Source organism: Rhodococcus sp. NPDC057529 (genome assembly GCF_042802055.1).
Lineage (GTDB): Bacteria > Actinomycetota > Actinomycetes > Mycobacteriales > Mycobacteriaceae > Rhodococcus_F.
The window spans coordinates 57,384-81,167 of sequence record NZ_JBHVEY010000030.1; the positions used below are offsets into that span (position 1 = coordinate 57,384).

The following is a 23,784-nucleotide window of genomic DNA, read 5'->3' on the forward strand; positions in this document are numbered from 1 at the left end:
CTCAGGCGGGTTCGGCGAACACCACGAGGTAGCCGTCGAGATCGCGGAGCCAGATCTCGCGATGTCCCGCATTGGGATTGACGTGCACGTCCGTGACCACGTCGGCTCCCGCCTCCCGTGCCCGCGCGACGGTGCCGTCGAAGTCGGTCGTCTCGAACCAGATCGCCACCCCGTTTCCTCGCGCGAGTGACGGATCGCCGAGGGGGCCGTGGTGGTGGCCCTCGTCGAGTCGGTGCAGTTGCAGGATCATGTGCCCGTCGACGAGGAGTTGCTCGTAGTCCTGCCCACCGTGACCGCTGCGTGCGTTCAGGACCTTCCGGTACCACTCGCCTGCCCGTTCGACGTCGTCGACGGCGAGGAGCGGCTGAGCCCGCATCGACAGCGTGTTGTTCCGAGTCTTGTCCGAGACCGTCATGCGCCGAACGTTAGCGCCGGACGCTCCCCCGCTCTTGGACGAATGGGCACACCGCCCGCCCGTCAGCGGAAGGTGGCGCGGTACGCGGAGGGTGAGACGCCGACGGTGCGCGCGAGGTGTTGCCGCAAGGAGGTCGCGGTGCCGAATCCCGCGGCCCCGGCCACGTCGTCGACCGGCAGGTCGGTGTTCTCCAGCAGTTCACGGGCGCGGGTGATCCGCTGCTCGAGAATCCACTGCGTCGGCGACATCCCCGTCTCGGCGCGGAATCGCCGGGTGAACGTGCGCACGCTCATCGACTCCCCCGCCGCCAGTTCCCGCAGCGACAGCGGCTGATCGAGGCGGGCCAGCGCCCGCATCCGCGCACCCGACGTCGACGCACCGTCGGCCGCCGGGACGGGCGCGGTGACGAACTGCGCCTGACCGCCGCTGCGATGAGGCGGCACGACCGTTCCCCGCGCCACCTCGTTGGCCACCGACGCACCGTGGTCGACACGAATCATGTACAGGCACAAATCGATTCCGGATGCGACGCCGGCGGCGGTGAGCACGGTGCCGTCGTGGGTGTAGAGCACGCCGGGGTCGAGGTGCACGCCGGGGTAGAGCCGCCGGAACGCGTCCGCCGACTTCCAGTGCGTCGTGGCTCGCCGGTTCTCCAGCAGGCCGGCGGCGGCGAGAACGAACGATCCCGTGCAGATCGAGGCCACCCGGGTGCCCGGCCGGATGTGCGCGAAGGCGTCCGCGAGGTGGCGGGGTAGTCCGCCGTCCTCCGGCGGGTCGTAGTCCTGATCGGACGCCGGGACCACGACCGTGTCGGCGGTGCCGAGCAGCGCCGGGCCGTGCTCGACCGACAGCGTCACGTCGGTGTCGGTCCGGACGGCGCCGGGCTCGAGGGCGCACGTGAGGACCTCGTACAGCGGTTCGCCGTCCCGCGACCGCGCTTCCCCGAACAGTCGGTGGACTATTCCGAACTCGATGGGGAGCAGGCCGTCGCGCACGAATACGACCACGCGATGGCGGCGCCCGGGCCGTTCGCCTCTCGAATCGGACATGGCCCGATTATTTCACATAGTGTCCAACCGGCCACTGGTGCGGCGACGCGCGCGGATCCATGATCGGAAGGGTCGACGGCGACCGAGCGAAAGGTGGACCATGAAGATCCTCTGGGTGTCGGCACATCCCGAGCCGAAGTCCCTGAACGCGGCACTGCGCAGCGATGCTCTCGCGGCCCTGCGCTGCGCAGGCCACGAGATCCGGACCTCCGATCTGTACGGGATGCGATGGAATCCGGTGGTGACCGCGGAGGACTTCGCGCACGATCCGAGCGGCCGACTGCTGGTCGGAGCGCGGTCCGGGCAGGCACTGGCCGAGGGCACCCTGGCCCCCGACATCCTGGCGGAGCAGCGCAAACTCGGGTGGGCCGACGCGGTGATCGTGCAGTTCCCACTGTGGTGGTACGGCATGCCCGCGATCCTCAAGGGCTGGTTCGACCGGGTGTTCGTCGAGGGCTACGGGTACGGGGTTCGCCGCGAGGACGGTGCCACCCGCCGATACGGCGAGGGGACCCTCGCCGGCAAGCGGGCCATGACCGTCGTCAGTTTCGGCGGCAGCGCCGACAGTGCGGGCCCGCGCGGAATCAACGGTCAGATGGACGAGGTCCTGTTCCCCATCCACCACGGAATCTTCTGGTACACGGGGATGTCCGTGCTGCCCCCGGTCCTGATCGACAGCGCGGACCGGCTGCGCGCCGAGAACTACCCCGGCGTCGCGGCCCGCCTGATCGATCGTGTGTCCGGCCTGTTCACCGACGCGCCGCTGCCCTTCCGCTCACAGAACGGCGGCGACTACGACGACCGGTTCGTGTTGCGCGAGGACCGGGCACCCGGCGTCACGGGACTACGCGCCCACTACGCCGACACGAATTCCGCGGCACTCGGACCGGAGGCCGAAGTCCCCACCCGCTGCACTGTGTAACGTGTTCTAATTCACGGCATGGCAACCTACGTGATCACCGGTGCGGCCTCCGGCATCGGGGCGGCGAGCCGCCACACCCTCGAGGCCGGCGGCCACACCGTCATCGGCGTCGACCTCGCACACACCGACGTGACCGCCGACCTGTCCACCCCCGGCGGCCGGGCCGCCGCGGCCACCGCCGTGACGGACAGGAGCGGCGGCGTCGTGGACGGCCTCGTCTGCTGCGCCGGACTCGGATCGCTGTCCCACGTCCCCGGCGGCAAGCTGATCGCCGTCAACTATTTCGGGGCCGTGGATCTCGTGACGGCCCTGAAGCCCGCCCTCGAACGCGGGGGCGGCGCCTCGGTGGTGGTGATCTCGTCGAGCAGCACCACCACGCAGCCCGGAGTTCCCGGGAATCTGGTGACGGCGTGCCTGCGCGGCGACGAGGCGGAGGCGGTGCGCATCGGCGACGAGGTGACCGCCATCCCCGCGTATCCGGCGTCGAAGCTCGCGCTGGCCTGGTGGATTCGACGGGAAGCGGTGCGACCCGAATGGATCGGCAACGGCATCCGGCTCAACGCGATCGCACCGGGCATGATCGACACGCCGATGACCAGCGGAGACGACCTCGACCCCGAGCTGGCGAAGGCCCTGGACTTCTATCCGGTGCCGCTCGGCAGGCGCGGACGTCCGGACGAGATCGCCGCGCTCGTCGAATTCCTGCTCGGACCGGGGTCGACACTGCTCTGCGGAAGCGTCGTCTTCGCCGACGGAGGCACGGATGCGCAGTTACGCCAGCAGGATTGGCCCGCCGCGTGGAGTCCCACGCCAGAGGAACTTACTCGGCACTTCCAGGCGAAAACGTAGCGAGTTCCGATCCGGCCCAGTGCTTGGCGAGGTTCTCGGCCAGGTCCCGGTAGGCCTGGGCACCCTTGTTCTTGCGCCCCGCCAGCACCGTGGCACCCGACGCCGTCGCCTCCGCGAACCGCACCGTCCGCGGGATCGGCGGGGCGAGGACCGGCAGGTTGTAGCGATCGGACACGTCGGACAGCACGTCCCTGCTGTGGGTGGTGCGCGCGTCGTACAGCGTCGGCAGCGCGCCGAGCAGCACCAGGTCGGGGTTGGTGATCTGCTGCACCTCGGTGACCGTCCGCAGCAACTGCCCGACACCGCGGTGGGCGAGCGTCTCGCACTGCAGCGGCACCAGTACCGATTGCGCCGCCGTGAGCCCGTTCAGTGTGAGCACACCGAGCGACGGCGGACAGTCGATGATGACCGTGTCGTAGTCGTCCAGCAACGGCGCCAGAGCGCGTTTGAGGGCGAACTCGCGACCGGGACGCATGAGCAGCAACGCTTCCGCGCCCGCGAGGTCGATCGTCGCGGGCAGGAGCGCGACACCGTCCTCGGTGTCGATCACCGCTTCCCGCGCCCCCAGGTCACCCGTCAGCACCTCGTGGACGGAGGCCTCCAACCGGTCGGGGTTGTGCCCCAGGGAGAAGGTCAGGCAGCCCTGTGGGTCGAGATCCACCACCAGAACCTTCTGGCCCAGCCCGACGAGAGCCGCGCCGAGAGAGGCGACCGTGGTGGTCTTCGCGACCCCACCCTTCTGATTTGCCACTGCAAGAACCGTTGTCACGGCTCGATCCTTACCTACTTCGTCGCCGGAGGCGAGCCATACACGCAGATTGACTGACATGATGGACGGATGCCACCCAGTGATTCGCCGCGCGGCCGCCGGATCGTCCTCCTCCGGCACGGCGAAACGGAATGGGCCCGTTGGGGTAAACACACCGGCCGCACCGACGTCCACCTCACGGAACTGGGTGAGTCCCAGGCGCGGCAGGTGGGTCCGGCGATGGACGCCCTCGCGCTGCGCGACCCCCTCGTCATCGTCAGCCCGCGACAACGCGCCCAGGAGACGGCGGAACTGGCGGGTCTGAAGATTCAGCGCACATGGGACGCACTCGCCGAATGGGACTACGGGATCTACGAGGGCATGACGACGCCCGAGATCCGGCAGCAGGTGCCGGATTGGACCGTGTGGACGCATCCGTGCCCCCGAGGCGAACAGGTCGAGCAGGTGCACACCCGCTGCGACCTCGTGCTGTCCGTCGCGCATTCGCAACTCGTCGACCGCGACGTGATCCTCGTCGGGCACGGCCACTTCTCCCGCGCGCTCATCGCGCGCTGGGCGGAGCTTCCCGTCAGCGAGGGCCGACGGTTCGCGATGGCGCCCGGCGCGTACTCCGTCCTCGGTTTCGAGCACGGGGCGCAACAGGTGGTCAGCCACAACGTGACGACGGAAGGTGCCCGATGATCAGACGCGCAGCACGCGAGGACGTCTCCGCGATCACCGCGATGATCTACGAACTGGCCGAACACCAGAAGGCCCGCGACAAGTGCACCGTCACGGCCGACCAGATAGACGACGCCCTGTTCGGCCCGCAGCCGTCCACGTTCGCCCACGTCGCGGCGAACGACAACGACCGGGTCGTCGGGATCGCGGTGTGGTTCCGGAACTTCTCCACGTGGGACGGAACGCACGGCATCTATCTCGAGGACCTGTTCGTCAGCCCGTCCGAGCGCGGTTCCGGTCACGGAAAGGCGCTGCTCGCCACCCTCGCGAAGGAGTGTGTCGACAACGGCTACACGCGGCTGTCGTGGTCGGTGGTCAACTGGAACACGCCGTCGATCGCGTTCTACGAGTCCCTCGACGCGCGACCACAGGACGAGTGGACCACGTACCGGCTCACCGGGGATCCCCTCGGCCGCCTCGCGTCCGAGGTGAGTTAGCGCTCCGACGGGTTGTCGACGTCGGCTTCCTGGCCGTACTCGGCGGCCATCCATTTCGACGTGGGGCTGCTGAACAGGCACCCGAGGGCTCCGACCACCACGACGCCGAGCAGCACACCGAAGAACGGCTGGTGGGAATCGGTGAGCAGCGACCACGCCACCGGAAGCAGCAGCAGTTGGGCGACGATCGCGATCGCCCGCCCCCAGCGCCTGCCGAAGATCAGGGCGAGCCCGGCGGCGAGCACGGCGCCACCGAGAATGGCGAACCACGCGGCGGTGCCGTATCCGCTGCTGACGCTCTGGTCGTGCCCGAGCAGCCCCCGGATCACCAGTACCACGGCGACACCGACCGCCACCGCGCCCTCGAGCGACACCAGGGCGCCCGCCGCGCGGACCGTGGTGGGCGTGGACTTGCTCTGAGACGGCTTCGGCACGTCGGCCAGCCTAGAACACCCCGCCGCCGGCGGCCTCGGACGGTGACACGTGCCGCCCCGGCTAGGCTTGGGCCCCGTGCGTGCGCTGCTGATCGTCAACCCCAATGCCACATCGACGACCCCGGCCGGGCGGGACCTGCTCGCGCACGCGCTGTCGAGCCGGGTGCGGTTGACGGTCGCGCACACGACGCATCGTGGGCACGCCGCCGAACTGGCGCAGCAGGCCTGCGTCGACGGAATGGGCCTGATCATCGTCCACGGCGGCGACGGCACCGTGAACGAGGTGGTCAACGGGTTGCTCGGCATCCCGGACCCGAAGTCGACGAGCGCGGTGACGGTGGGGCCGATTCCCCCGATCGCCGTCGTTCCCGGCGGATCGGCGAACGTGTTCGCCCGCTCGCTCGGCATCGCCCCGGACCCGGTGGACGCCACCAACCAGCTCATCGACCTCCTCTCCCGCGGGCAGCGGCGCAGGATCGGGCTGGCCCACTGCGACGACCGCTGGTTCACGTTCAACGCGGGCCTCGGCTGGGATGCCCAGGTGTGTGAGGCGGTCGACATGCACCGCAAGAACGGGCGCCCCGCCACACCGGCCCAGTATGTCCGCGCGGCGGTGCGCGTGTTCTTCCGGTCGAAGTACGCGGAGCCGACACTCACCGTCGAGGTTCCCGATCGCGATCCGGTCGAGGGTGTTCATTACGCCTTCGTGTCGAACGCGAGTCCCTGGACGTATCTGAACAAACGGGAAGTCCACACCAATCCCGACACCACCTACGACACCGGCCTCGGTGTCTTCGCGATGCGGTCCACCGCGATCCTGACCACCCTGCGCGTGGCCCGTCAGCTGCTGACCCCCGGAACCCGCCCGACGGCGAAGAAACTCGTCCGGGTCGACGACGTGCCGCGCGTGCGGATCTCCGCGTCGGAGCCGATCGGACTGCAGATGGACGGCGACTACATCGGACTTCGCAACGTGGTGGAGTTCGTGTCGGTGCCCGACGTGCTGGATGTCGTCGCGCCGCCGCGACCCTGAGCAGTTCTCGAGAATCCCCGTTTTCACCTAGCGGGAAGCGCCGGCGCGGGGTAAAAAGGACGGCGCCCCTCGAAGGGCAGCCTAACTACGTGAGCTCCCCCACGGTGCGGCGGTTTTCTATTGACATCCCGCCAGTTCGTGAAAGCATTCACAAGCAACAGTGCGGAAACATTCTCTACGCACACATGAACTCACGAAGACGAAACGGTGCACGACGCACCCAGTTAAGGAGCAGAAGGATGGACTGGCGCCACAAGGCAATCTGTCGCGACGAAGACCCCGAGTTGTTCTTCCCTGTGGGCAACAGCGGTCCGGCTCTCGCGCAGATTGCTGATGCCAAGGTTGTCTGCAACCGCTGCCCGGTGACCGCCGAATGCCTCTCGTGGGCACTCGAGTCGGGCCAGGACGCCGGTGTGTGGGGCGGCATGAGCGAAGATGAGCGTCGCGCACTCAAGCGCCGGAACGCTCGGACGCGTGCCCGCACCACCGTCTGATACTTCAGAAGGAGACGGGCCCGGCACCACATGGTGCCGGGCCTTTTGCTTGCCCGCCGGTCAGTACCGCGGTCCACGACGGCCCAGCGGTACGCGTAACACGGCATCCGTTCCCCCCTCCGCCCCCGGGTGCAGCCCCAGCGAACCGTTCAGTTCGGCGGCCACCAGGGTCCGGACGATCTGCAGACCGAGCCGGTCGGACCGCTCGAGGCTGAAACCGGGCGGCAATCCCCTGCCGTTGTCGTGGATCACGACGTCCAGCCAGCGCGCCGACCGTTCTGCCCTCATGGTGACCGTGCCTGCGGCGCCCGGTTCGAAGGCGTGCTCGATCGCGTTCTGCACGAGTTCGGTCAGCACCATCACCAGCGGTGTGGCCCGCTCCGCGGAGAACACCCCGAAGCTGCCCTCCCGGCGGACCTTGATCGGCGTGCTCACCGTCGCCACGTCGGACAGAATCGGCACGAGCCGGTCCACGACCTCGTCGAGGTTCACCTCCTCGTCCACCGACATCGACAGCGTGTCGTGCACGAGGGCGATCGACGTGACGCGGCGCACCGATTCGCTGAGCGCCTGACGGGCCTCCTCGTTGTTGGTGCGGCGGGCCTGCAGCCGCAGCAACGCCGCCACGGTCTGCAGATTGTTCTTCACCCGGTGATGGATCTCGCGGATCGTCGCATCCTTGCTGAGCAGGGCGCGATCCCGCCTCTTCACCTCCGTGACGTCCCGCACGACGACGGCGGCGCCCACCCGCTTCCCGCCGGGTTTGAGTACCAGCGCCCGCAGCAGGACGGTCGCGCCCCGGGCCTCGATCTCCATCCGGCGGCCCGGTTTGTCGGCGATCGTGTCGCGGATGTATCCGGCGACCTCCTGCGACTCGAACGGATCCGTCACGAGTGAGCGTGTCGTGGCGGCGAGGTTCTGGCCGATCAGGTCCGAGCTGAGACCCATCCGGTGGTACGCCGACAGCGCGTTGGGACTCGCGTAGACCACGCTGCCGTCGGTGTCCAGGCGGATGAAGCCGTCGCCGGCGCGGGGGCTCGAGTTGGTGTCCGAGCGGGCCTCACGGATCGGGAACGTGCCGTCGCTGATCATCTGGCACAGGTCCTCGGCGCAGTCGAGATACGCGACCTCGAGCGGGCTCTGCGCCCGCTGGTGCGACAGGTTGGTGTCCCGGCTCAGGACGGCGATCACCTCGCCGTTCCACCGCACCGGGACCGCTTCGCCGCGCGGCGGCAGACCCGCGTGCCCGCCGCCGTCCTCGGGCCGCACGACGCGGCCCTCGAGCAGCGCCTGCAGCACCTGCGGGTGTTCCGACTCCGACACGACGGTTCCGACGACGTCCTCCGGGAACGCGGTCGACGCGGTGGTGGGCCTGCAGTGCGCGACGCAGATCACGGTGCCGGTCGGGTTGGTGGCCGCGGAGTCCGCTCCGACCCACAGCAGGACGTCCGCGAAGGAGAGATCGGCGAGCAGCTGCCATTCGCCGACGACGCGCTGCAGGTGGTCGACGGCCTCGCCGGGCAGGTCGGTGTGTTCGGCGAGCAGATCGCTCAGGGTCGACATCGTGGGAGGTGTCAGTCAGCTCAGGAGATGACCGCGATCAGGTCGCCCTGTTGGATCACGTCGCCGACCTTGACGTCCACCGAGGTGACCGTGCCGGGCTCTTCGGCGATGACGGGGATCTCCATCTTCATCGACTCGAGGATGACGAGGGTGTCGCCTTCCTTCACCTCGTCACCCGCGCTCACCACAACCTGATACACCGTCGAAACCATTTCGGCGCGCACGTCTTCTGCCATTGTGATCCTTCACTCCCGGGTGTCGAGAAAGCCCTGTTGCAAGGACACCCAACCACACGTGGAAGACTGTGGTGAAAAGAAGGGAGATCTACTCATGGGTAAGCGTGGTCGCAAGAAGCGCAGTCGCAAGGGCAACGCCGCAAACCACGGCAAGCGTCCCAACGCCTGACGCGCCGTAGAACGCACCAGGGGCCGGAAAGCAGCGATGCTTTCCGGCCCCTGATTGCTGTTCTGACGGGTTACGACTCGGGTTCGGTGTTCGTGATGAGGATCGTCCGCCGCAACTCGATGGAGAGCCTCTGACGCAGGCTCTCCGGTGCGTGCTCACCGCCGCACTTGCGATTCACGAGGCTCTTGACCTTCTCCTCGATCCCGTACGCCTCGAGGCACGACCCGCACTCGTCGAGGTGCCGCTGCAGCCGCGCCCGTGAGGCCTCGTCGCACTCGCTGTCCAGCATCAGCCAGACGTCCGCGATGACGGCGGAGCAGTCGAGCTGCTCGAATTCGTCCTGCTCGCTCACCGAGAAACCTCCTGCTCCGCACTCACTACACTGTCGCCGGCCACCTCGTCGGTGCCGCCACGGTTGAATCCTCGTTCGCGTGCGACGTCGGCGAGCAGACCCCGGAGCTGCTTGCGCCCGCGGTGCAGCCTCGACATCACGGTCCCGATCGGGGTGCCCATGATCTCGGCGATCTCCTTGTAGGGAAAGCCCTCGACGTCGGCGTAGTAGACGGCCATCCGGAACTCCTCCGGCAGGGCCTGGAGGGCTTCCTTGATGTCGTCGTCGGGGAGCGCGTCCAGTGCCTCGACCTCGGCGGACCGCAGCCCGGTCGACGAATGCTCCGCCGTCGCCGCCAGCTGCCAGTCGGTGATCTCGTCGGTCGGGTACTGCGCGGGCTGCCGCTGCTTCTTGCGGTACGAGTTGATGTACGTGTTCGTGAGAATCCGGTACAGCCACGCCTTGAGGTTGGTGCCCTCGCGGAACGAGCGGAACGCCGTGTAGGCCTTCACATACGTTTCCTGCACGAGGTCCTCGGCGTCCGCCGGGTTCCGGGTCATCCTCAGAGCAGCGCCGTACAACTGATCCAGAAGTGGGAGCGCGTCCCTTTCGAAACGCGCGATCAACTCGTCCTGTGGCTCGGCCTTCTCTGCCGTCGGACGGTCATGTTCCTGCACGCTGATCCCTTCGGTCGCCGTGGGCGTCAACGTTACCGCCAACAGCAGACGCGACGTGGGCTCGATTACCGAGGACATCACGATACGGACCACTCCCTTCGATGCACGGGTCTTCTGCAGGTACCAACACGACTCCCGCCCGCGGTGTTCCCGCACCGCGTGGCAGAGTGTTCGTCCATGGCCGGAACTGCCACTCCCGCGACGAAGTTGCTCGTCACACAGCACATCGACCACACCGTGCACAGCTACGCGCACGACGAGCGGGCGGAGTCGTACGGTTCGGAAGCCGTCGACGCGCTGGGCGAGACGGTCGGCGTCACCGCCCACCAGGTGTTCAAGACGCTCGTGATCAAACTCGACACGGGCAAGCTGGCGGTGGCGGTCCTGCCGGTGCCGGAGAAACTGTCCCTGAAGGCGGCGGCCGCGGCGCTGGGCGCAGGCAAGGCCGTGATGGCGGACCGCACCGAGGCCGAGCGCTCCACCGGTTACGTGTTCGGCGGCATCTCCCCGCTCGGCCAGCGGAAGGCACTTCCGACGGTCGTCGACGCGTCGGCGCTCGACTGGGACCGGGTGCTGTGCAGCGCGGGCAGGCGCGGACTCGAGATCGAACTCGCGCCCGCCGATCTGGTCCGGCTCAGCGGAGCCGTCACCGCGGCGGTCACAGCAGGCTGATCTGCTCCCCCACCTGCGCGTCGTCGCGACCGGCCGCGTCGGGGTCGAGAAGTTCCGGACCGTTGTTCTTCACGCTGTTCACCAGCGTGGACACCCGCCGGACCGTGATGTCGGCGATGGCGTCGGGTGACACCTCGAGCAGGTCCGTCGACGCGGGGTGCTCGGGATCGAGCCACGCGGCCCAGCGGTCACGGGGCATCACGAGCGGCATCCTGTCGTGCACGTTCTCGAGCTGGGCGGCGGAGTCGACCGTGATGATGCTGCAGCTCAGGACGGGCGGCGACTCCTCGACCGCGGGATCGTGCCAGACCGACCACAGCCCGGCCATGTACAGGCGCGAGCCGTCCTCCGGCGACATGTAGTACGGAATCTTCTTCGCCTTGCCCGCCTTCTTCCCGGCGGCCGCCGGCTCGGTCTCGGTCTGCCACTCGTACCAGCCGTCCATCGGCACGAGGCAGCGCTTGTACTTGAACGAGGTCCGGAAGGCGGGCTTGTTGTCGACCGAATCCGCCCGGGCGTTGAACAGCACCGGCCCCTTGCCGAGCTCCTTCGTCCACGACGGCACGAGACCCCACCGCATCCGCCGGATCCGACGGGCGTCGTGCCGGTCGACCACCGTGAGGACCTGCGTGGTGGGTGCCACGTTGAAGTCGGGCGGACTCTCCTCCTCGCCGGCCTCGTTGATCGCGTCGAGGTCGGCCGCGAGTGTCGCCGGATTCGCAGTGGTCGCATACCTGCCGCACATGTCCACCAGAGTGGCACGAACCACCGACACCCGCGACACGCCGCCCACCCCGCCCGGCGACCCGCCCGATAGGCGAAGATGGAGACCGTGAGCCTGAGCCTGTGGAACGCCCCCCGCGCCGAAGCGCCCGTCGTCGCGACGGTCGCCCTCCCCGGATCGAAGTCGATCACCAATCGCGCGCTGATCCTCGCCGCACTCGCGGACGGTCCGTCCACCCTCACCGGGGCACTGCGCAGCCGGGACACCGACCTCATGATCGACGCACTCCGGACGCTGGGAATCGGCGTCGAGACGGCCGGCGCCGACACGACGCTGCGGGTCACTCCCGGACGCCTCCGGGGCGGTGCGGTCGACTGCGGCCTGGCGGGCACCGTCATGCGGTTCCTTCCGCCGGTCGCCGCGCTCGCCGAGGGGACGGTCGACTTCGACGGAGACGAGCAGGCGCGTACCCGCCCGCTCGACACGATCCTGAACGCGCTGCGCGGTCTCGGCGCGGACATCGAGGGCGACTCCCTGCCGTTCACCGTCCGCGGCGCGGGCTCGTTGCGCGGTGGCCGGGTCACGATCGACGCGTCCGGTTCTTCGCAGTTCGTGTCCGGGCTGCTGCTGTCTGCCGCCGCGTTCGACGAGGGCGTCACGGTTCATCACGACGGCAAGACGGTCCCGTCGATGCCGCACATCGACATGACGGTCGAGATGCTGCGCGAGTCGGGTGTCGAGGTCTCCACCCCGGCGACGGGCGGGGAGGCAGACACGTGGCGGGTGAGCCCCGGTCCGGTGCGGGCCGTCGACCGGGTGATCGAGCCCGACCTGTCGAATGCCACCGCCTTCCTCGCCGCCGCCGCCGTCACCGGCGGTGAGGTGACCGTTCCGCTGTGGCCTGCCGAGACGACGCAGCCCGGCGACGCGATCCGCGAAATCCTGCTGGCGATGGGCGCCGACGTCCGGCGGGACGGGGCGAACCTCACCGTCCGCGGCCCGCAGCAGCTGACCGGCATCGACATCGACCTGCACGACGTCGGCGAACTCACCCCGACCGTCGCGGCGCTCGCGGCGCTCGCGGACGGCCCGTCCCACCTGCGGGGCATCGCACATCTGCGTGGACACGAGACCGACCGGCTGGCCGCGCTCGCTCACGAGATCAACTCGCTGGGCGGAAACGTCACCGAAACCGAGGACGGGCTCACGATCGTGCCCGCCGACCTGCACGGCGGGACGTGGCGTTCCTACGCCGACCACCGGATGGCGACGGCCGGAGCCATCGTCGGGCTGCGCGTCGACGGCATCGAGATCGAGGACATCGGCACCACGGCGAAGACGCTGCCCGGATTCGAGAACCTGTGGGCCACAATGCTGTCCGCGGCGGCGGGCACCGGGCGGAAGGCGAACTTCTGAGTCGCAGGCAGTACGACGAGTCCGACGTCCGGGTGCGCCCGGGCCGAGGGACGCGCCCGCGCACGAAAACCCGGCCGGAGCACCTCGCGGCCGAGTCGGCGATGGTCGTCGCCGTCGACCGCGGCCGGTGGGGCTGCGTGCTGGGCGGCGACCCCGGGCGTCCCCTCGTCACCATGCGCGCCCGCGAACTGGGCCGCACCCCCATCGTGGTGGGCGACGAGGTGAGCGTCGTCGGCGATCTGTCCGGCAAGCCCGACACCCTGGCGCGGATCGTGCGGGTGGCCGAGCGCGCCACCGTCCTGCGGCGCACCGCCGACGACACCGACCCCTACGAGCGGATCGTGGTGGCCAACGCGCAGCAGTTGCTGATCGTCGTGGCGCTCGCCGACCCGCCACCGCGGACGGGGTTCGTCGAACGCGCGCTCGTCGCCGCGTACGCGGGCGGGCTGAGCCCCGTCGTGTGCCTGACGAAGAGCGACCTCGAACCGCCCGAGGAGTTCGCGAGCACGTTCGCCGACCTCGACGTCCCCGTGGTGGTGGCAGGCCGCGACGATCCGGTCGACGAGGTCCTGGCGATGCTGTCCGGCCGGCTCACCGCGCTGATCGGGCATTCGGGGGTCGGGAAGTCGACGCTCGTCAACCGCCTGGTGCCCGACGCCGACCGGGCCGTGGGCGTGGTCTCCGGCGTGGGCAAGGGCAGGCACACGTCCACGCAATCGGTCGCGCTGCCGCTACCGTCGGGAGGCTGGGTGATCGACACCCCCGGCATCCGGTCGTTCGGACTGGCCCACATCTCCCCGGAGAACGTGGTGGCCGCGTTCTCCGATCTCGCCGCGGCCATCGAGGACTGTCCGCGTGGGTGTACCCACCTCGGCCCGCCCGCGGATCCGGAATGCGCGCTCGACCACCTCGAGGGCAAGGCCGCCAAACGCGTCGACGCGGTCCGTCACCTCCTCACGGCCATCGCGTCGAACGAAGCCTGGTGAGGGACGAACCGCGCCGGGCGGAACTGTCTAGCGGGAGAGCAGCGCGCGCAGACCGCGACGCTTGCGGGTGCGCTTGATCGCGGAACCCAGCCCCTGACGGCGACCGGTCACGGGATCGATTGTCGCCGTGGTGTTTCCACCGAACCTGCGCTCCGACGCCGTCTCCGGCGCGTCGTCCGCGGTTGCCTTGAGATACTTGTTCGGCAACGACAGCTTCGCGATCGTGCGCCACGACTTCGCGTACTGCACCAGGAACGGGCCGGTGGTGTACGGCAGGTCGTACTTCTCGCACAACTCCCGCACCCGCACCGCGATCTCCGCGTACCGATTGCTCGGCAGGTCGGGGAACAGGTGGTGCTCGATCTGATAGCTCAGGTTGCCGGACATGAAGTCCATCAGCCTGCTGCCCTCGATGTTGGCGCTACCGAGCATCTGACGCAGGTACCACTGGGCGGGCGTCTCCTTGTCGATGTCGGCCTTGGTGAACTTCTCGGCGCCGTCCGGGAAGTGCCCGCAGAAGATGATCGCGTTGGTCCACACGTTGCGGATCGCGTTCGCCGTCATGTTGGCGGTGAGCGTGCTCTTCCAGGCCGGACCGGTGACGGCGGGGTGGATCACGTAGTCCTTGAGGACCTGCTTGCCGATCTTCTCACCGACCTCGCGCAGCTTGCGCTGCGTCTCCTCCTTCGGCACCCGCCCCTTGGCGACCTTGCCGAGTTCGAGGTGCTGCGCCGCGACGCCGTACTGGAAGAACAGGGCCAGCAGGGTGTTGTAGACCAGGTTGCCGGCGTTGAACGGCTTCCAGCGCTGGTCGCGCGTCACCCGGAGCAGGCCGTATCCCACGTCGTCGTCCATGCCGAGGACGTTCGTGTACTTGTGGTGCAGGTAATTGTGGGTCTGCTTCCAGTGCGCGGACGGACCGGTGTTGTCCCACTCCCACGACGTGGAGTGGACTTCCGGATCGTTCATCCAGTCCCACTGGCCGTGCATGACGTTGTGGCCGAGTTCCATGTTCTCGATGATCTTCGAGACGCCGAGCATGCCCGCTCCGAGCAGCCAGGCGGGACGCCGGCGACTCGCGAACAGCACTGCGCGGCCACCGATCTCGAGTCCACGCTGCAGTCTGATGGTGTTCCGCACGTAGCGCGCGTCGCGCTCCCCGCGAGATTCTTCGATATCGCGGCGGATCGCATCCAACTCGCGCCCGAGCGCCTCGACATCGGCATCGGTGAGATGTGCGTATTCCTTGACATCTGCAATCGCCATGGGGGACCTCCTCCTGGCTGGTCGACAGTTCACACCGGATAGGCGCTGACATGACCTACCGTACCGTAAGTTACGGCACCGTAGGTTACTTGAGTGTAGGTGTGAGTGAAATCACCGTCGGCGGCGCGGAATCTTGGCCTCCGCGTGGGCGCGCAGCGCCGACAACAGACCCCGGCGCCGTCCCGTCACGGGATCGGTGCGCAGCGTCTCGACCATCGCGGCACCCGCATCTCGGGCATCGCGGAACTTGCGCTCCGAGGAGGTCTCGGGGGCGTCATCCGCCGTCGCCCACAGGAGACGGTCGGGCAGGGCGAGTTTGTGGATCGTGCGCAGGGCAAGCAGGTACTGCTTGGCGAGCGAGCCCGTGGTGTAGGGCAGGTCGTACTTCTCGCACAGCGCCCGCACCTTCACGGCGATCTCCGGGTACCGGTTGCTCGGCAGATCGGGGAACAGATGGTGCTCGATCTGGTAGCTGAGATTCCCGCTCATGAAACCCATGATCTTGCCGGAGTCGAAGTTGGCGCTGCCGAGCATCTGCCGGAGGTACCACTCGTGCCGGGTCTCGTTCTCGTATTCGTCCACGGTGAACTTCTCGGCGCCGTCCGGGAAGTGCCCGCAGAAGATCACCACGTACGCCCACAGGTTCCGCACCAGATTGGCGGTGGTGTTCGCCGTCAGCGTCGACTTCCACGCCGGCCCGGCGAGCACCGGGAACAGGAGGAAGTCCTTGCCGACCTGACGGAAGATCTTGCGGGCGAAATCCTTGTTGGCCTGCGAATTGAGCTGACCCTTCTCGGCGCCCTCCAGTTCCGCCGCGAACGTGAGGTCGTGGAGCGCGATGCCCCACTCGAACGTGGCGGCGAGAATGATGTTGGCGAACGGCTGCAGCAGGTTGATCGGCCGCCACTCCTCGTCGCGGGTCATCCGGAGGATGCCGAAACCGACGTCGGAATCCATTCCCACGATGTTGGTGAACGTGTGGTGGGAGTAGTTGTGCGCCCGCTTCCAATGCTCGGACGGCCCCGTCTGATCCCACTCCCACGACATCGAGTGGATCTCCGGATCGTTCATCCAGTCCCACTGGCCGTGCATCACGTTGTGGCCGAGTTCCATGTTCTCGATGATCTTCGAGAGGGAGAGCATCGCCGTGCCCGCCAGCCAGGCCGGCCGGTACCGGCTGCCGAACAGCGCGAGCCTGCCACCGAGCTCGAGCAGTCGTTGCGCCCGGATGGCACGGCGGATGTATCGGGCGTCGCGGACGCCGCGCGAATCCTCCACGTCGAGCCGGATCGCATCCAACTCACGCCCGAGCGACTCGATGTCCGCTTCGGTCAGATGCGCGAACTCTTTGATGTCGGTGATCGCCACCGTGCTCCTCCGTCTGGTGAGAGTCCGAGAATAGCGGAGTCAGGTGAACAACACGCTCACGCTCACGCGTCGAGCGTGCAGTCCCCTGCCGCCGCCGAGATACAAGTCTGGACTCGGTCACCTTCGGCATGCTGCTTGCCGGACCTCAGGTCGATGGCGTGCCCGGCGAGAATCGGCACGACACAGGTCTGGCAGATTCCCATCCGGCAGCCGAACGGCATGAGCGCCCCGACCTGCTCACCGGCCTCGAGGAGAGTGGTGGCACCGTCGATCGTGACGGTCTTGTCGGCCTTGGCGAACGTCACCGTTCCGCCCTCGCCGGACGTGTCCGCGCGGGAGACGGCGAAACGTTCGAGATGCAGCTTGTCCTCGATGTTCTCGTCGCGCCACAGCGTCTCGATCTCGTCGAGCATCGGCAGCGGCCCGCAGGCCCACGTCTGCCGTTCGCGCCAGTCCGGGCACACCTCGTCGAGCGAGGACAACGCGAACTTGCCCTGACTGCGGGTGAGCTGGATCTTGCACCGGAAGTCGTCGTGCTCCTCGTGGAGCTGGGTGAGTTCGTCGGCGAACATCACGTCGGCGTCGGTGGGCGCCGAGTGGACGTGGAAGACGTCGGGAAGCTGGCCGCGCCGGTTCATGGTGCGCAGCATCGCCATGACGGGAGTGATGCCGCTGCCCGCGGTGAGGAACAGGATGCGCTGCGGCGGCGGGTCGGGCAGCGCGAAGTTGCCCGTGGGCGTCGCGAGCCGGACGATCGTTCCCGACGGCACACCGTTGACGAGGTGACTGGACAGGAATCCTTCGGGCATCGCCTTGACGGCGATGGAGATGAGTTTGTCGTCCCAGTTCGGGGGCGAGGTGAGGGAGTACGAACGCCAGTGCCAGCGTCCGTCGATGTGCAGGCCGATGCCGATGTACTGGCCGGGCTCGTAGTCGAAGTCGAATCCCCAGCCCGGCTTGATGACGATCGTGGCGGAGTCCGCCGTCTCCGCGCGCACCTCCACGATCTGTCCGCGCAGTTCGCGGGCCGACCACAGCGGGTTGGCCAGGTGCAGGTAGTCGTCGGGGAGCAACGGCGTCGTCAGACGTGCCGCCGCGCCGCGCAACCAATTGAGCTTGGACCGCTTGGCGGGCACGACCGCTGCTGCGGGCGCCTCGATCCAATCCTTCAGACCCATCCGACCTCCACCTTTTCCGTCACGACCTACGCTACCGTAGGTTTTCAAGTTACGGTACCGTAGGTTACCCCAAGGTAAGAGGACGTACCGGTCAGAGCAGTTCGAGCAGGAACGGAAGCTCCTGGGTGGCGTACCACGCCAGAACGTGATCCTCGGCGTCACCGAGAACGAACTCGGCGTCCGGGTCCCCGAGATCCGCCTCGTCGATCGCCGACACGGCCCGTTCGATGTCGGGCTCGGCCTCCGCGAGGTCCACGTGCACCGACGCGACCCGGCCGATCGTCACCGGACCGGGCAGCCGGACCACGGCGTCGTCGAGGTCCGGACGGGGTGTCACGTCGTCGATGTCCGCGGCGACCACCGCGCGGCGGAAGCGGACCCCGTCGCTCCCGCCCTCCCCCACCCGGCCCGCGATCAGGCGCAGCGACGCCCGGGCCGCCTCGGCCATCGCGACCTCGGCCAGTTCGTCGTCGTCGCCCGACGAGTACGCCTCGCGAAGCGTGGCGGTGACGGCGAAGGCGGTACGGCTCATCGGATCGAACTCCTGGTCGGCGACGAGCCGCTGCAGGATCTCGATCGTCGCGGGAACGTACACCCTCGTCATGCGTCACCCGTCATTCGCACCGCGGACTTCTCACCGGCTGGCATCCAACAACTCCTCGAGAGATTCGTACAGCAGCGCCGCCACCACGTCCACGTCGGCCATGGCGTCACGGTCTGCATTCAAACCGTAGTAGACGTTGCCGTCGTAGGACGTGAGGCCGATGCTCAACGTCTGGTTTTTCAGCAGGGGCGACACCGGATACATCTCGAGCATCCGCGCTCCCCCGACGTACAGCGGCATCTGCGGACCCGGCGCGTTCGTGATCATCAGGTTGAACATGCGCTGCGAGAAACTGCTCGCGACACGGGCACTCATCGCGTGCAGCGTGGCGGGCGCGAATCCCGACAACCGGACCAGGGTCTCCGCGGTGACCCGCTGACTCTGCTTCGCGTGCGCCTCCATGGCGTGCGCCACGTGCGACAGTCGCACCACCGCGTTCGGTTCCCCGACCGGCAGGTCGATGAGGAAGGACGACACCATGCTCCGCGGGTCCGCCCACTCGCCGCGGCGGGACGCCTCGTCCTCGGCGTCGGGATCCGTCGCGTACACCGACATCGGGACCATCGCCCGGACCGTGGTCGACTCGGCCACCGGTTCGCCGCGGGACAGCAGCCAGTACCGCATCGCACCCGACACGACGGCGAGGATGACGTCGTTGACCTCGCACCCGTACTGTGCGCGGATCTTCCGGTAGTCGCCCAGTTCGGTCTTGACCACCGCGAACCGCCGGTTGCGGGAGATCGTCGCGTTGAGCGGGCTCGTAGGCGCCACCTGCGTCGCGGTGCGCACCACGGCGGCGAGCTTGCCGACCGCGCGCACGGTCTCGCCGAGCGCAGACGCCATGTCGCCCAATGTCATCCGCAGTGCCGCCAGGCCCTCGCCCGGCCTCGACACCATCTCCGCCAGCGCCCCCGCGATGAGAGTGGACTCGCTGGGGGCGGGGCTCGGCATCCACAGTTCCTCGGCCATCGGCCGCCGGGTCTTCGCCGGGTCCAGGATCACCTGACCGATCTCGAGCGCCGTCTCGCCGTCGACCAGCGAGGAATGCGACTTCGTGAAGATCGCGAAGCGATTGTTGGACAACCCCTCCACCAGGTACATCTCCCACAGTGGTCGCGTGTTGTCGAGTGGCCGGGACGTGAGCCGTGCGACCAGGTCGTGCAACTGGGCGTCCGATCCGGGCTTCGGCAGCGCCGACCGCCGGACGTGGTATTCGATGTCGAAATCCTGATCGTCCACCCACACCGGCCGCGACAGCCCCAGCGCCACCTCCCGCACCTTCTGCCGATAGCGCGGCACCAGGCTCAGCCGCTCCTCGACGAGGCTCAGTAATTCCTCGTAGGACAACCCGTTTCGCGGCTTCCGGAAGATCGCCAGCGATCCCACGTGCATCGGCGTACTGCTCGCCTCGAGGAAGTAGAACGATGCATCCTGCGTAGTCAGTCTCGTCACCATGTCGGTGCCTGTCCCCCTTGCATCCCGTCTCGATCCACCTCGAGAAGTATCGCTATCTCGTCCGCCGTGGCCGCGCCGTCGACGTGGTGGATGCCCACCATCCCGACAGCCACCGCGCCCCGGACGTTGACCGGCAGGTCGTCGACGAAGATACAGTCGCCCGGGTCCAGACCGAGCGCGCCGGCCGTCAGCCGGTAGATCCGCGGATCAGGTTTGGCGACACCGACATCCCCGGACAGCACGACCTGATCGACCAGCCGGCCGTCGCCGAGTTCCCGCAACCACTGCGCGCCGGGACCGCCGGGATCGTTGCTGAGGATCGCGGTCCGCACACCACGGGTCCGGGCACCGGCCAGGACGGACGACAGGCCGTCCATGTCCGAACCGGGACCCGCGAGAACGCCGCCGAAGTCCAAAATCAATCCCCGCACGTCCCCACCCTAGGGTCCGCCCCACGGTTCGGCGACACGAGTCCGCTCCGCGGTACGGCGACACGAGTCCGCTCCGCGGTACGGCGACACGACGACGGGATCCGTGCGATCATGACCGCTACGACGGCCGTCTCATGCCGAAACCGGGGGGTAAGAAATGAGTGAGTCCTACACGTTCCTGTCACGGGTGCCGCGCTTCGAGCCGGCGGCCGGCGACGGCACCGCGCCGATCCTGCCGGGCAGTGCGGCGGCACCGTCGGGTGCGCGGCATCCGCGCGGGCACGCCAGGCACCGGTCGTCGCCGCACTCGGGGGCGTCACCGCGCACCGCCGCGGCGCACCCGGGAACTCTGCCGATTCCGTCGCCGGACGTGCAGCGGTTCACGGAGCAGGCGTTCCGGCTGGTTCTCGAAGTGCTGGATCGGCGGCGCAACGTCCGGCAGCTGCGGCCGCTGGTGACGCCGTCGCTCGTCGACGTGGTGCGCACGTTCGCGCTCGCGGAGTCGCCCGCCCGGCGACTCGGTGTCGCGGCGCTCGTCCGCGTGCATCTGCGCGCGGTGGAGCCCTGCGTGTTCGAAGCGTTCGGCACCTACCGCCGGGGGCCACGGATCTTCGTGATCGCAGCCCGTGTCGAACAACAGTCCGACACGGGCTGGACCGTCACCTCGCTGGTGATCGGCTGATCGTCCGCGCCGCGGTCAGCGCTTGCGCTTGGTCTTGGGCGCCTTCCTGCCCTTCGACTGCGACCGCGCGGCCTCCCGCCGCTGGCGACGGGTTCCGGCGTCGGCGGCGTCGTCCGCCTCGGCCGCTCCGCGGCGGCTGAGCTGGGCGTTGCCGTCCTCGGCAGGCCCGGAATAGGTGAGCCCGCGAGGCTCGCCGTCGTCCAGACCCTTCGCGCGGAGGGCGGACGGCGCCGCCGTGCCCTGCGCCTGCTGCGCGGCCTCCTGGGTGGGCAGCGGTCGCGGCGCCGCCGGAGCGGGTGCGGCCGACGCCGTCGCCGCAGCGGAAGCCGCGGTGACGCTGACGCCCGGGGCCTGCGCCGCCTGCGGGGCTGCCGCCTCGACCTGGAGGTTGAACAGGAATCCGACCGACTCCTCCTTCAAACCCTCGAGCATCCCGCCGAACATGTCGAAACCTTCGCGCTGGTACTCGACGAGCGGATCACGCTGGGCCATCGCCCGCAGGCCGATGCCCTCCTTCAGGTAGTCCATCTCGTAGAGGTGCTCACGCCACTTCCGGTCGAGGACGCTCAGCAGGACCCGCCGCTCGAGTTCGCGCATCGATCCCTCACCGGCGACACCGTCGATCTCGGCCTCACGCCGGGTGTAAGCGTCGTGCGCGTCCTTCAACAGGGTCTCGCGCAGCTCGTCGGCGGTGATGTCCTTCGTCTCGTCGTCGCCGTCGCCGACCAGTTCCTTGTAGTCGACGCCGATCGGGTACAGCGTCTTGAGCGCCGTCCACAGTTGTTCGAGATCCCAGTCCTCGACGTAGCCCTCCGCGGTGGCGCCGTCGACGTAGGCGGTGACCACGTCGGTGATCATCTTCTCGACCTGGCCCTCCATGTCCTTGCCTTCGAGGATCTGGCGGCGCTCGTTGTAGATGACCGTGCGCTGCTGGTTCATCACCTCGTCGTACTTGAGGACGTTCTTGCGGATCTCGAAGTTCTGCTGCTCGACCTGCGTCTGAGCGCTCTTGATGGCCTTCGAGACCATCTTCGCCTCGATGGGAACGTCGTCGGGCAGGTTGAGCCGGGTCATGATCGATTCCAGCGCCGCACCGTTGAACCGGCGCATCAACTCGTCGCCGAGGGACAGGTAGAACCGCGACTCACCCGGGTCGCCCTGACGGCCGGACCGGCCGCGCAACTGGTTGTCGATGCGCCGGGACTCGTGCCGCTCGGTACCGAGGACGTACAGCCCGCCCGCCTCGCGCACCTTGTCGGCGTCGGCCTTCACCTCGGCCTTGACCTGGTCGAGGACGTCGTCCCACGCCGCCTCGTAGTCGTCGGGGGTGTGGACGGGGTCGAGTCCCTGCTTGCGCAGCGCGATGTCCGCGATGATGTCGGGATTGCCGCCGAGCACGACGTCGGTACCACGACCGGCCATGTTGGTGGCCACGGTGACCGCGCCCGACCGACCGGCCTCGGCGATGATCTGAGCTTCCTGCTCGTGGAACTTCGCGTTCAGCACGTTGTGCGCCACGCCGCGCTTGGTGAACTGCTTCGACAGGTACTCGGACCGCTCGACGCTGGTCGTGCCGATGAGGACCGGCTGGCCCTTCTCGTGCCGCTCCACCACGTCGTCGACGACGGCGTCGAACTTGGCTTCCTCGGTCTTGTAGATCAGGTCGCCGTTGTCGACGCGGACCATCGGCCGGTTGGTGGGGATCGGGATGACGCCGAGGTTGTAGATCTGGTGCAGCTCGGCGGCCTCGGTCTCGGCCGTACCCGTCATGCCCGACAGCTTGTCGTACAGGCGGAAGTAGTTCTGCAGCGTGATCGTGGCGAGGGTCTGGTTCTCGGCCTTGATCTCGACCTTCTCCTTGGCCTCGATCGCCTGGTGCATGCCCTCGTTGTACCGGCGGCCGACCAGGACGCGGCCGGTGAACTCGTCGACGATGATCACTTCGCCGTCGCGGACGATGTAGTCCTTGTCCTTCGTGTACAGCTCCTTGGCCTTGATGGCGTTGTTCAGGTAGCTCACGAGCGGCGAGTTGGCGGCCTCGTACAGGTTGTCGATACCGAGCTGGTCCTCGACGAGCTCGACGCCGGCCTCGTGGACGCCGATGGTGCGCTTGCGGATGTCGACCTCGTAGTGGACGTCGCGCTTGAGCAGCGGCGCGATACGCGCGAACTCCGCGTACCACTTGCTCGACGCGTCGGCGGGGCCGGAGATGATGAGGGGGGTCCGGGCCTCGTCGATGAGGATGGAGTCGACCTCGTCGACGACGGCGAAGTTGTGACCGCGCTGGACGAGATCGTCCAGGGAGTGCGTCATGTTGTCGCGCAGGTAGTCGAACCCGAACTCGTTGTTGGTGCCGTATGTGATGTCCGCCGCATAGGCCGCGCGACGCTCGGCGGGCGACATCCCGGACAGGATCACGCTGGTGTCGAGTCCGAGGAAGCGGTGGACGCGGCCCATCCACTCGGAGTCGCGTTTGGCGAGGTAGTCGTTGACCGTGACGACGTGCACGCCGTCGCCGGCGATCGCGTTGAGGTACGCGGGCAACACGCAGGTCAGGGTCTTGCCCTCACCGGTCTTCATCTCGGCGATGTTGCCGAAGTGCAGGGCGGCGCCGCCCATGATCTGCACGTGGAAGTGTCGCTGGTCGATGACGCGCCAGGACGCCTCGCGGGCGACCGCGAACGCCTCGGGCAGCAGCTCGTCGAGCGTCTCGCCGTCACGGTAGCGGGCGCGGAACTCCTCGGTCTTCGCGCGGAGTTGCTCGTCGGTCAGGTCTTCGACCTCGGGCGACAGCGAGGAAACGTGGTCGGCGATGTGCTTGAGCCGCTTGACCATGCGACCTTCACCAACACGGAGCAGCTTCGATAGCGACAGCGACGGCACAGTCTTGTTCGTCCTCAATCT

General features: G+C 68.2%; 27 protein-coding genes. 11 read left to right on the top strand and 16 right to left on the bottom strand.

Translation table 11 applies throughout. The annotated features are described in order from the left end of the window. Position 1: 1 nt before the first annotated feature. On the bottom strand, positions 2-415 hold the full coding sequence (locus tag ACFU5V_RS37800) for a VOC family protein (RefSeq protein WP_378705939.1): 414 nt from the start codon (positions 413-415) through the stop codon (positions 2-4). A gap of 62 nt (positions 416-477) precedes the next feature. Beyond that, entirely contained in the window at positions 478-1,464 is a 987-nt protein-coding gene (locus ACFU5V_RS37805; RefSeq protein ID WP_378705941.1) for a GlxA family transcriptional regulator, read from the bottom strand. 100 nt (positions 1,465-1,564) lie between these two features. On the opposite strand from ACFU5V_RS37805, the gene ACFU5V_RS37810 reads away from it, so the two are divergent. After that, positions 1,565-2,386 carry an NAD(P)H-dependent oxidoreductase gene (locus ACFU5V_RS37810; protein WP_378705943.1) on the top strand — a complete coding sequence of 274 codons (822 nt, stop codon included), beginning with the start codon at positions 1,565-1,567 and terminating at the stop codon, positions 2,384-2,386. A gap of 18 nt (positions 2,387-2,404) precedes the next feature. Further along, positions 2,405-3,235: an SDR family oxidoreductase gene (locus ACFU5V_RS37815; RefSeq protein WP_378705945.1), complete on the top strand. Its 831-nt coding sequence runs from the start codon at positions 2,405-2,407 to the stop codon at positions 3,233-3,235. Here ACFU5V_RS37815 and ACFU5V_RS37820 read toward each other — a convergent pair. Further along, a complete protein-coding gene (locus tag ACFU5V_RS37820; protein WP_378705947.1) occupies positions 3,207-4,004 on the bottom strand; it encodes a ParA family protein in 798 nt (265 codons plus the stop codon). The two genes, ACFU5V_RS37815 and ACFU5V_RS37820, sit on opposite strands and share 29 nt — an antisense overlap. 69 nt (positions 4,005-4,073) lie before the next feature. Between ACFU5V_RS37820 and ACFU5V_RS37825 the strand changes: the two genes are divergently transcribed. Then, positions 4,074-4,685: an acid phosphatase gene (locus ACFU5V_RS37825; RefSeq protein ID WP_378430041.1), complete on the top strand. Its 612-nt coding sequence runs from the start codon at positions 4,074-4,076 to the stop codon at positions 4,683-4,685. Further along, positions 4,682-5,161, top strand: coding sequence for a GNAT family N-acetyltransferase (locus ACFU5V_RS37830; protein WP_378705949.1), 480 nt, complete (start codon positions 4,682-4,684; stop codon positions 5,159-5,161). Before ACFU5V_RS37825 ends, ACFU5V_RS37830 begins: the two co-directional genes overlap by 4 nt. Here the strand turns inward: ACFU5V_RS37830 and ACFU5V_RS37835 are convergent. Further along, a complete protein-coding gene (locus ACFU5V_RS37835) occupies positions 5,158-5,595 on the bottom strand; it encodes a hypothetical protein (protein WP_378430043.1) in 438 nt (145 codons plus the stop codon). The genes ACFU5V_RS37830 and ACFU5V_RS37835 overlap by 4 nt on opposite strands. Before the next feature lie 76 nt (positions 5,596-5,671). Here ACFU5V_RS37835 and ACFU5V_RS37840 point away from each other — a divergent pair, with 76 nt between their 5' ends. Continuing rightward, positions 5,672-6,628: a diacylglycerol/lipid kinase family protein gene (locus ACFU5V_RS37840; RefSeq protein WP_378705951.1), complete on the top strand. Its 957-nt coding sequence runs from the start codon at positions 5,672-5,674 to the stop codon at positions 6,626-6,628. A 239-nt stretch (positions 6,629-6,867) separates the two neighbouring features. Further along, positions 6,868-7,122: a WhiB family transcriptional regulator gene (locus ACFU5V_RS37845; RefSeq protein WP_005240099.1), complete on the top strand. Its 255-nt coding sequence runs from the start codon at positions 6,868-6,870 to the stop codon at positions 7,120-7,122. Between the two features lie 60 nt (positions 7,123-7,182). On the opposite strand, the gene ACFU5V_RS37850 is transcribed toward ACFU5V_RS37845, so the two are convergent. Both ACFU5V_RS37850 and ACFU5V_RS37855 read right to left on the bottom strand, forming a co-directional pair. Beyond that, positions 7,183-8,685: a sensor histidine kinase gene (locus tag ACFU5V_RS37850; protein ID WP_378430045.1), complete on the bottom strand. Its 1,503-nt coding sequence runs from the start codon at positions 8,683-8,685 to the stop codon at positions 7,183-7,185. A 20-nt stretch (positions 8,686-8,705) separates the two neighbouring features. After that, complete coding sequence (locus ACFU5V_RS37855) at positions 8,706-8,921, bottom strand: biotin/lipoyl-binding carrier protein (RefSeq protein WP_005240095.1); 216 nt, start codon at positions 8,919-8,921, stop codon at positions 8,706-8,708. Positions 8,922-9,015: 94 nt separating this feature from the next. Between ACFU5V_RS37855 and ACFU5V_RS37860 the strand changes: the two genes are divergently transcribed. After that, the gene (locus tag ACFU5V_RS37860) at positions 9,016-9,090 is read left to right on the top strand and encodes a 50S ribosomal protein bL37 (RefSeq protein ID WP_022597109.1); all 75 of its coding nucleotides are present in this window, start codon (positions 9,016-9,018) and stop codon (positions 9,088-9,090) included. Positions 9,091-9,160: 70 nt separating this feature from the next. Here ACFU5V_RS37860 and rsrA read toward each other — a convergent pair whose 3' ends face one another. Beyond that, positions 9,161-9,442 carry a mycothiol system anti-sigma-R factor gene (gene rsrA, locus ACFU5V_RS37865; protein WP_072937642.1) on the bottom strand — a complete coding sequence of 94 codons (282 nt, stop codon included), beginning with the start codon at positions 9,440-9,442 and terminating at the stop codon, positions 9,161-9,163. After that, positions 9,439-10,176, bottom strand: a complete 738-nt coding sequence (locus ACFU5V_RS37870; protein WP_378705954.1) for a sigma-70 family RNA polymerase sigma factor — start codon at positions 10,174-10,176, stop codon at positions 9,439-9,441. The genes rsrA and ACFU5V_RS37870 overlap by 4 nt, the downstream gene beginning before the upstream one ends. A 99-nt stretch (positions 10,177-10,275) precedes the next feature. Here ACFU5V_RS37870 and ybaK point away from each other — a divergent pair, with 99 nt between their 5' ends. Further along, positions 10,276-10,770 (top strand): Cys-tRNA(Pro) deacylase, encoded by a 495-nt coding sequence (gene ybaK, locus ACFU5V_RS37875; protein WP_378705956.1) that lies wholly within the window; start codon positions 10,276-10,278, stop codon positions 10,768-10,770. On the opposite strand, the gene ACFU5V_RS37880 is transcribed toward ybaK, so the two are convergent. Continuing rightward, the gene (locus ACFU5V_RS37880) at positions 10,757-11,515 is read right to left on the bottom strand and encodes an SOS response-associated peptidase (RefSeq protein ID WP_378705980.1); all 759 of its coding nucleotides are present in this window, start codon (positions 11,513-11,515) and stop codon (positions 10,757-10,759) included. The two genes, ybaK and ACFU5V_RS37880, sit on opposite strands and share 14 nt — an antisense overlap. Positions 11,516-11,593: 78 nt before the next feature. Between ACFU5V_RS37880 and aroA the strand changes: the two genes are divergently transcribed. Together aroA and rsgA are read left to right on the top strand one after the other, a co-directional pair. After that, positions 11,594-12,910, top strand: a complete 1,317-nt coding sequence (gene aroA / locus ACFU5V_RS37885) for a 3-phosphoshikimate 1-carboxyvinyltransferase (protein WP_378430047.1) — start codon at positions 11,594-11,596, stop codon at positions 12,908-12,910. Continuing rightward, positions 12,856-13,896: a ribosome small subunit-dependent GTPase A gene (rsgA, locus tag ACFU5V_RS37890; protein ID WP_378430048.1), complete on the top strand. Its 1,041-nt coding sequence runs from the start codon at positions 12,856-12,858 to the stop codon at positions 13,894-13,896. Before aroA ends, rsgA begins: the two co-directional genes overlap by 55 nt. 27 nt (positions 13,897-13,923) lie before the next feature. On the opposite strand, the gene ACFU5V_RS37895 is transcribed toward rsgA, so the two are convergent. The 6 genes from ACFU5V_RS37895 to ACFU5V_RS37920 form a co-directional block, all read right to left on the bottom strand. Next, positions 13,924-15,162 carry a fatty acid desaturase family protein gene (locus ACFU5V_RS37895; protein WP_378705958.1) on the bottom strand — a complete coding sequence of 413 codons (1,239 nt, stop codon included), beginning with the start codon at positions 15,160-15,162 and terminating at the stop codon, positions 13,924-13,926. A gap of 111 nt (positions 15,163-15,273) precedes the next feature. Then, positions 15,274-16,530, bottom strand: a complete 1,257-nt coding sequence (locus ACFU5V_RS37900) for a fatty acid desaturase family protein (RefSeq protein ID WP_378705960.1) — start codon at positions 16,528-16,530, stop codon at positions 15,274-15,276. 62 nt (positions 16,531-16,592) lie between these two features. Next, the gene (locus ACFU5V_RS37905) at positions 16,593-17,708 is read right to left on the bottom strand and encodes a ferredoxin reductase (RefSeq protein WP_124390375.1); all 1,116 of its coding nucleotides are present in this window, start codon (positions 17,706-17,708) and stop codon (positions 16,593-16,595) included. 91 nt (positions 17,709-17,799) lie between these two features. Beyond that, entirely contained in the window at positions 17,800-18,312 is a 513-nt protein-coding gene (locus tag ACFU5V_RS37910; RefSeq protein WP_206005385.1) for a DUF6912 family protein, read from the bottom strand. Positions 18,313-18,342: 30 nt separating this feature from the next. Then, positions 18,343-19,767 carry a wax ester/triacylglycerol synthase family O-acyltransferase gene (locus ACFU5V_RS37915; protein WP_378705962.1) on the bottom strand — a complete coding sequence of 475 codons (1,425 nt, stop codon included), beginning with the start codon at positions 19,765-19,767 and terminating at the stop codon, positions 18,343-18,345. Next, positions 19,761-20,198 carry an HAD-IA family hydrolase gene (locus ACFU5V_RS37920; protein WP_276140702.1) on the bottom strand — a complete coding sequence of 146 codons (438 nt, stop codon included), beginning with the start codon at positions 20,196-20,198 and terminating at the stop codon, positions 19,761-19,763. The genes ACFU5V_RS37915 and ACFU5V_RS37920 overlap by 7 nt, the downstream gene beginning before the upstream one ends. 157 nt (positions 20,199-20,355) lie before the next feature. On the opposite strand from ACFU5V_RS37920, the gene ACFU5V_RS37925 reads away from it, so the two are divergent. After that, positions 20,356-20,880: an Rv3235 family protein gene (locus ACFU5V_RS37925; RefSeq protein ID WP_378705964.1), complete on the top strand. Its 525-nt coding sequence runs from the start codon at positions 20,356-20,358 to the stop codon at positions 20,878-20,880. Positions 20,881-20,895: 15 nt separating this feature from the next. On the opposite strand, the gene secA is transcribed toward ACFU5V_RS37925, so the two are convergent. After that, positions 20,896-23,763 (bottom strand): preprotein translocase subunit SecA, encoded by a 2,868-nt coding sequence (gene secA, locus ACFU5V_RS37930; RefSeq protein WP_378430069.1) that lies wholly within the window; start codon positions 23,761-23,763, stop codon positions 20,896-20,898. Positions 23,764-23,784 lie beyond the last annotated feature (21 nt).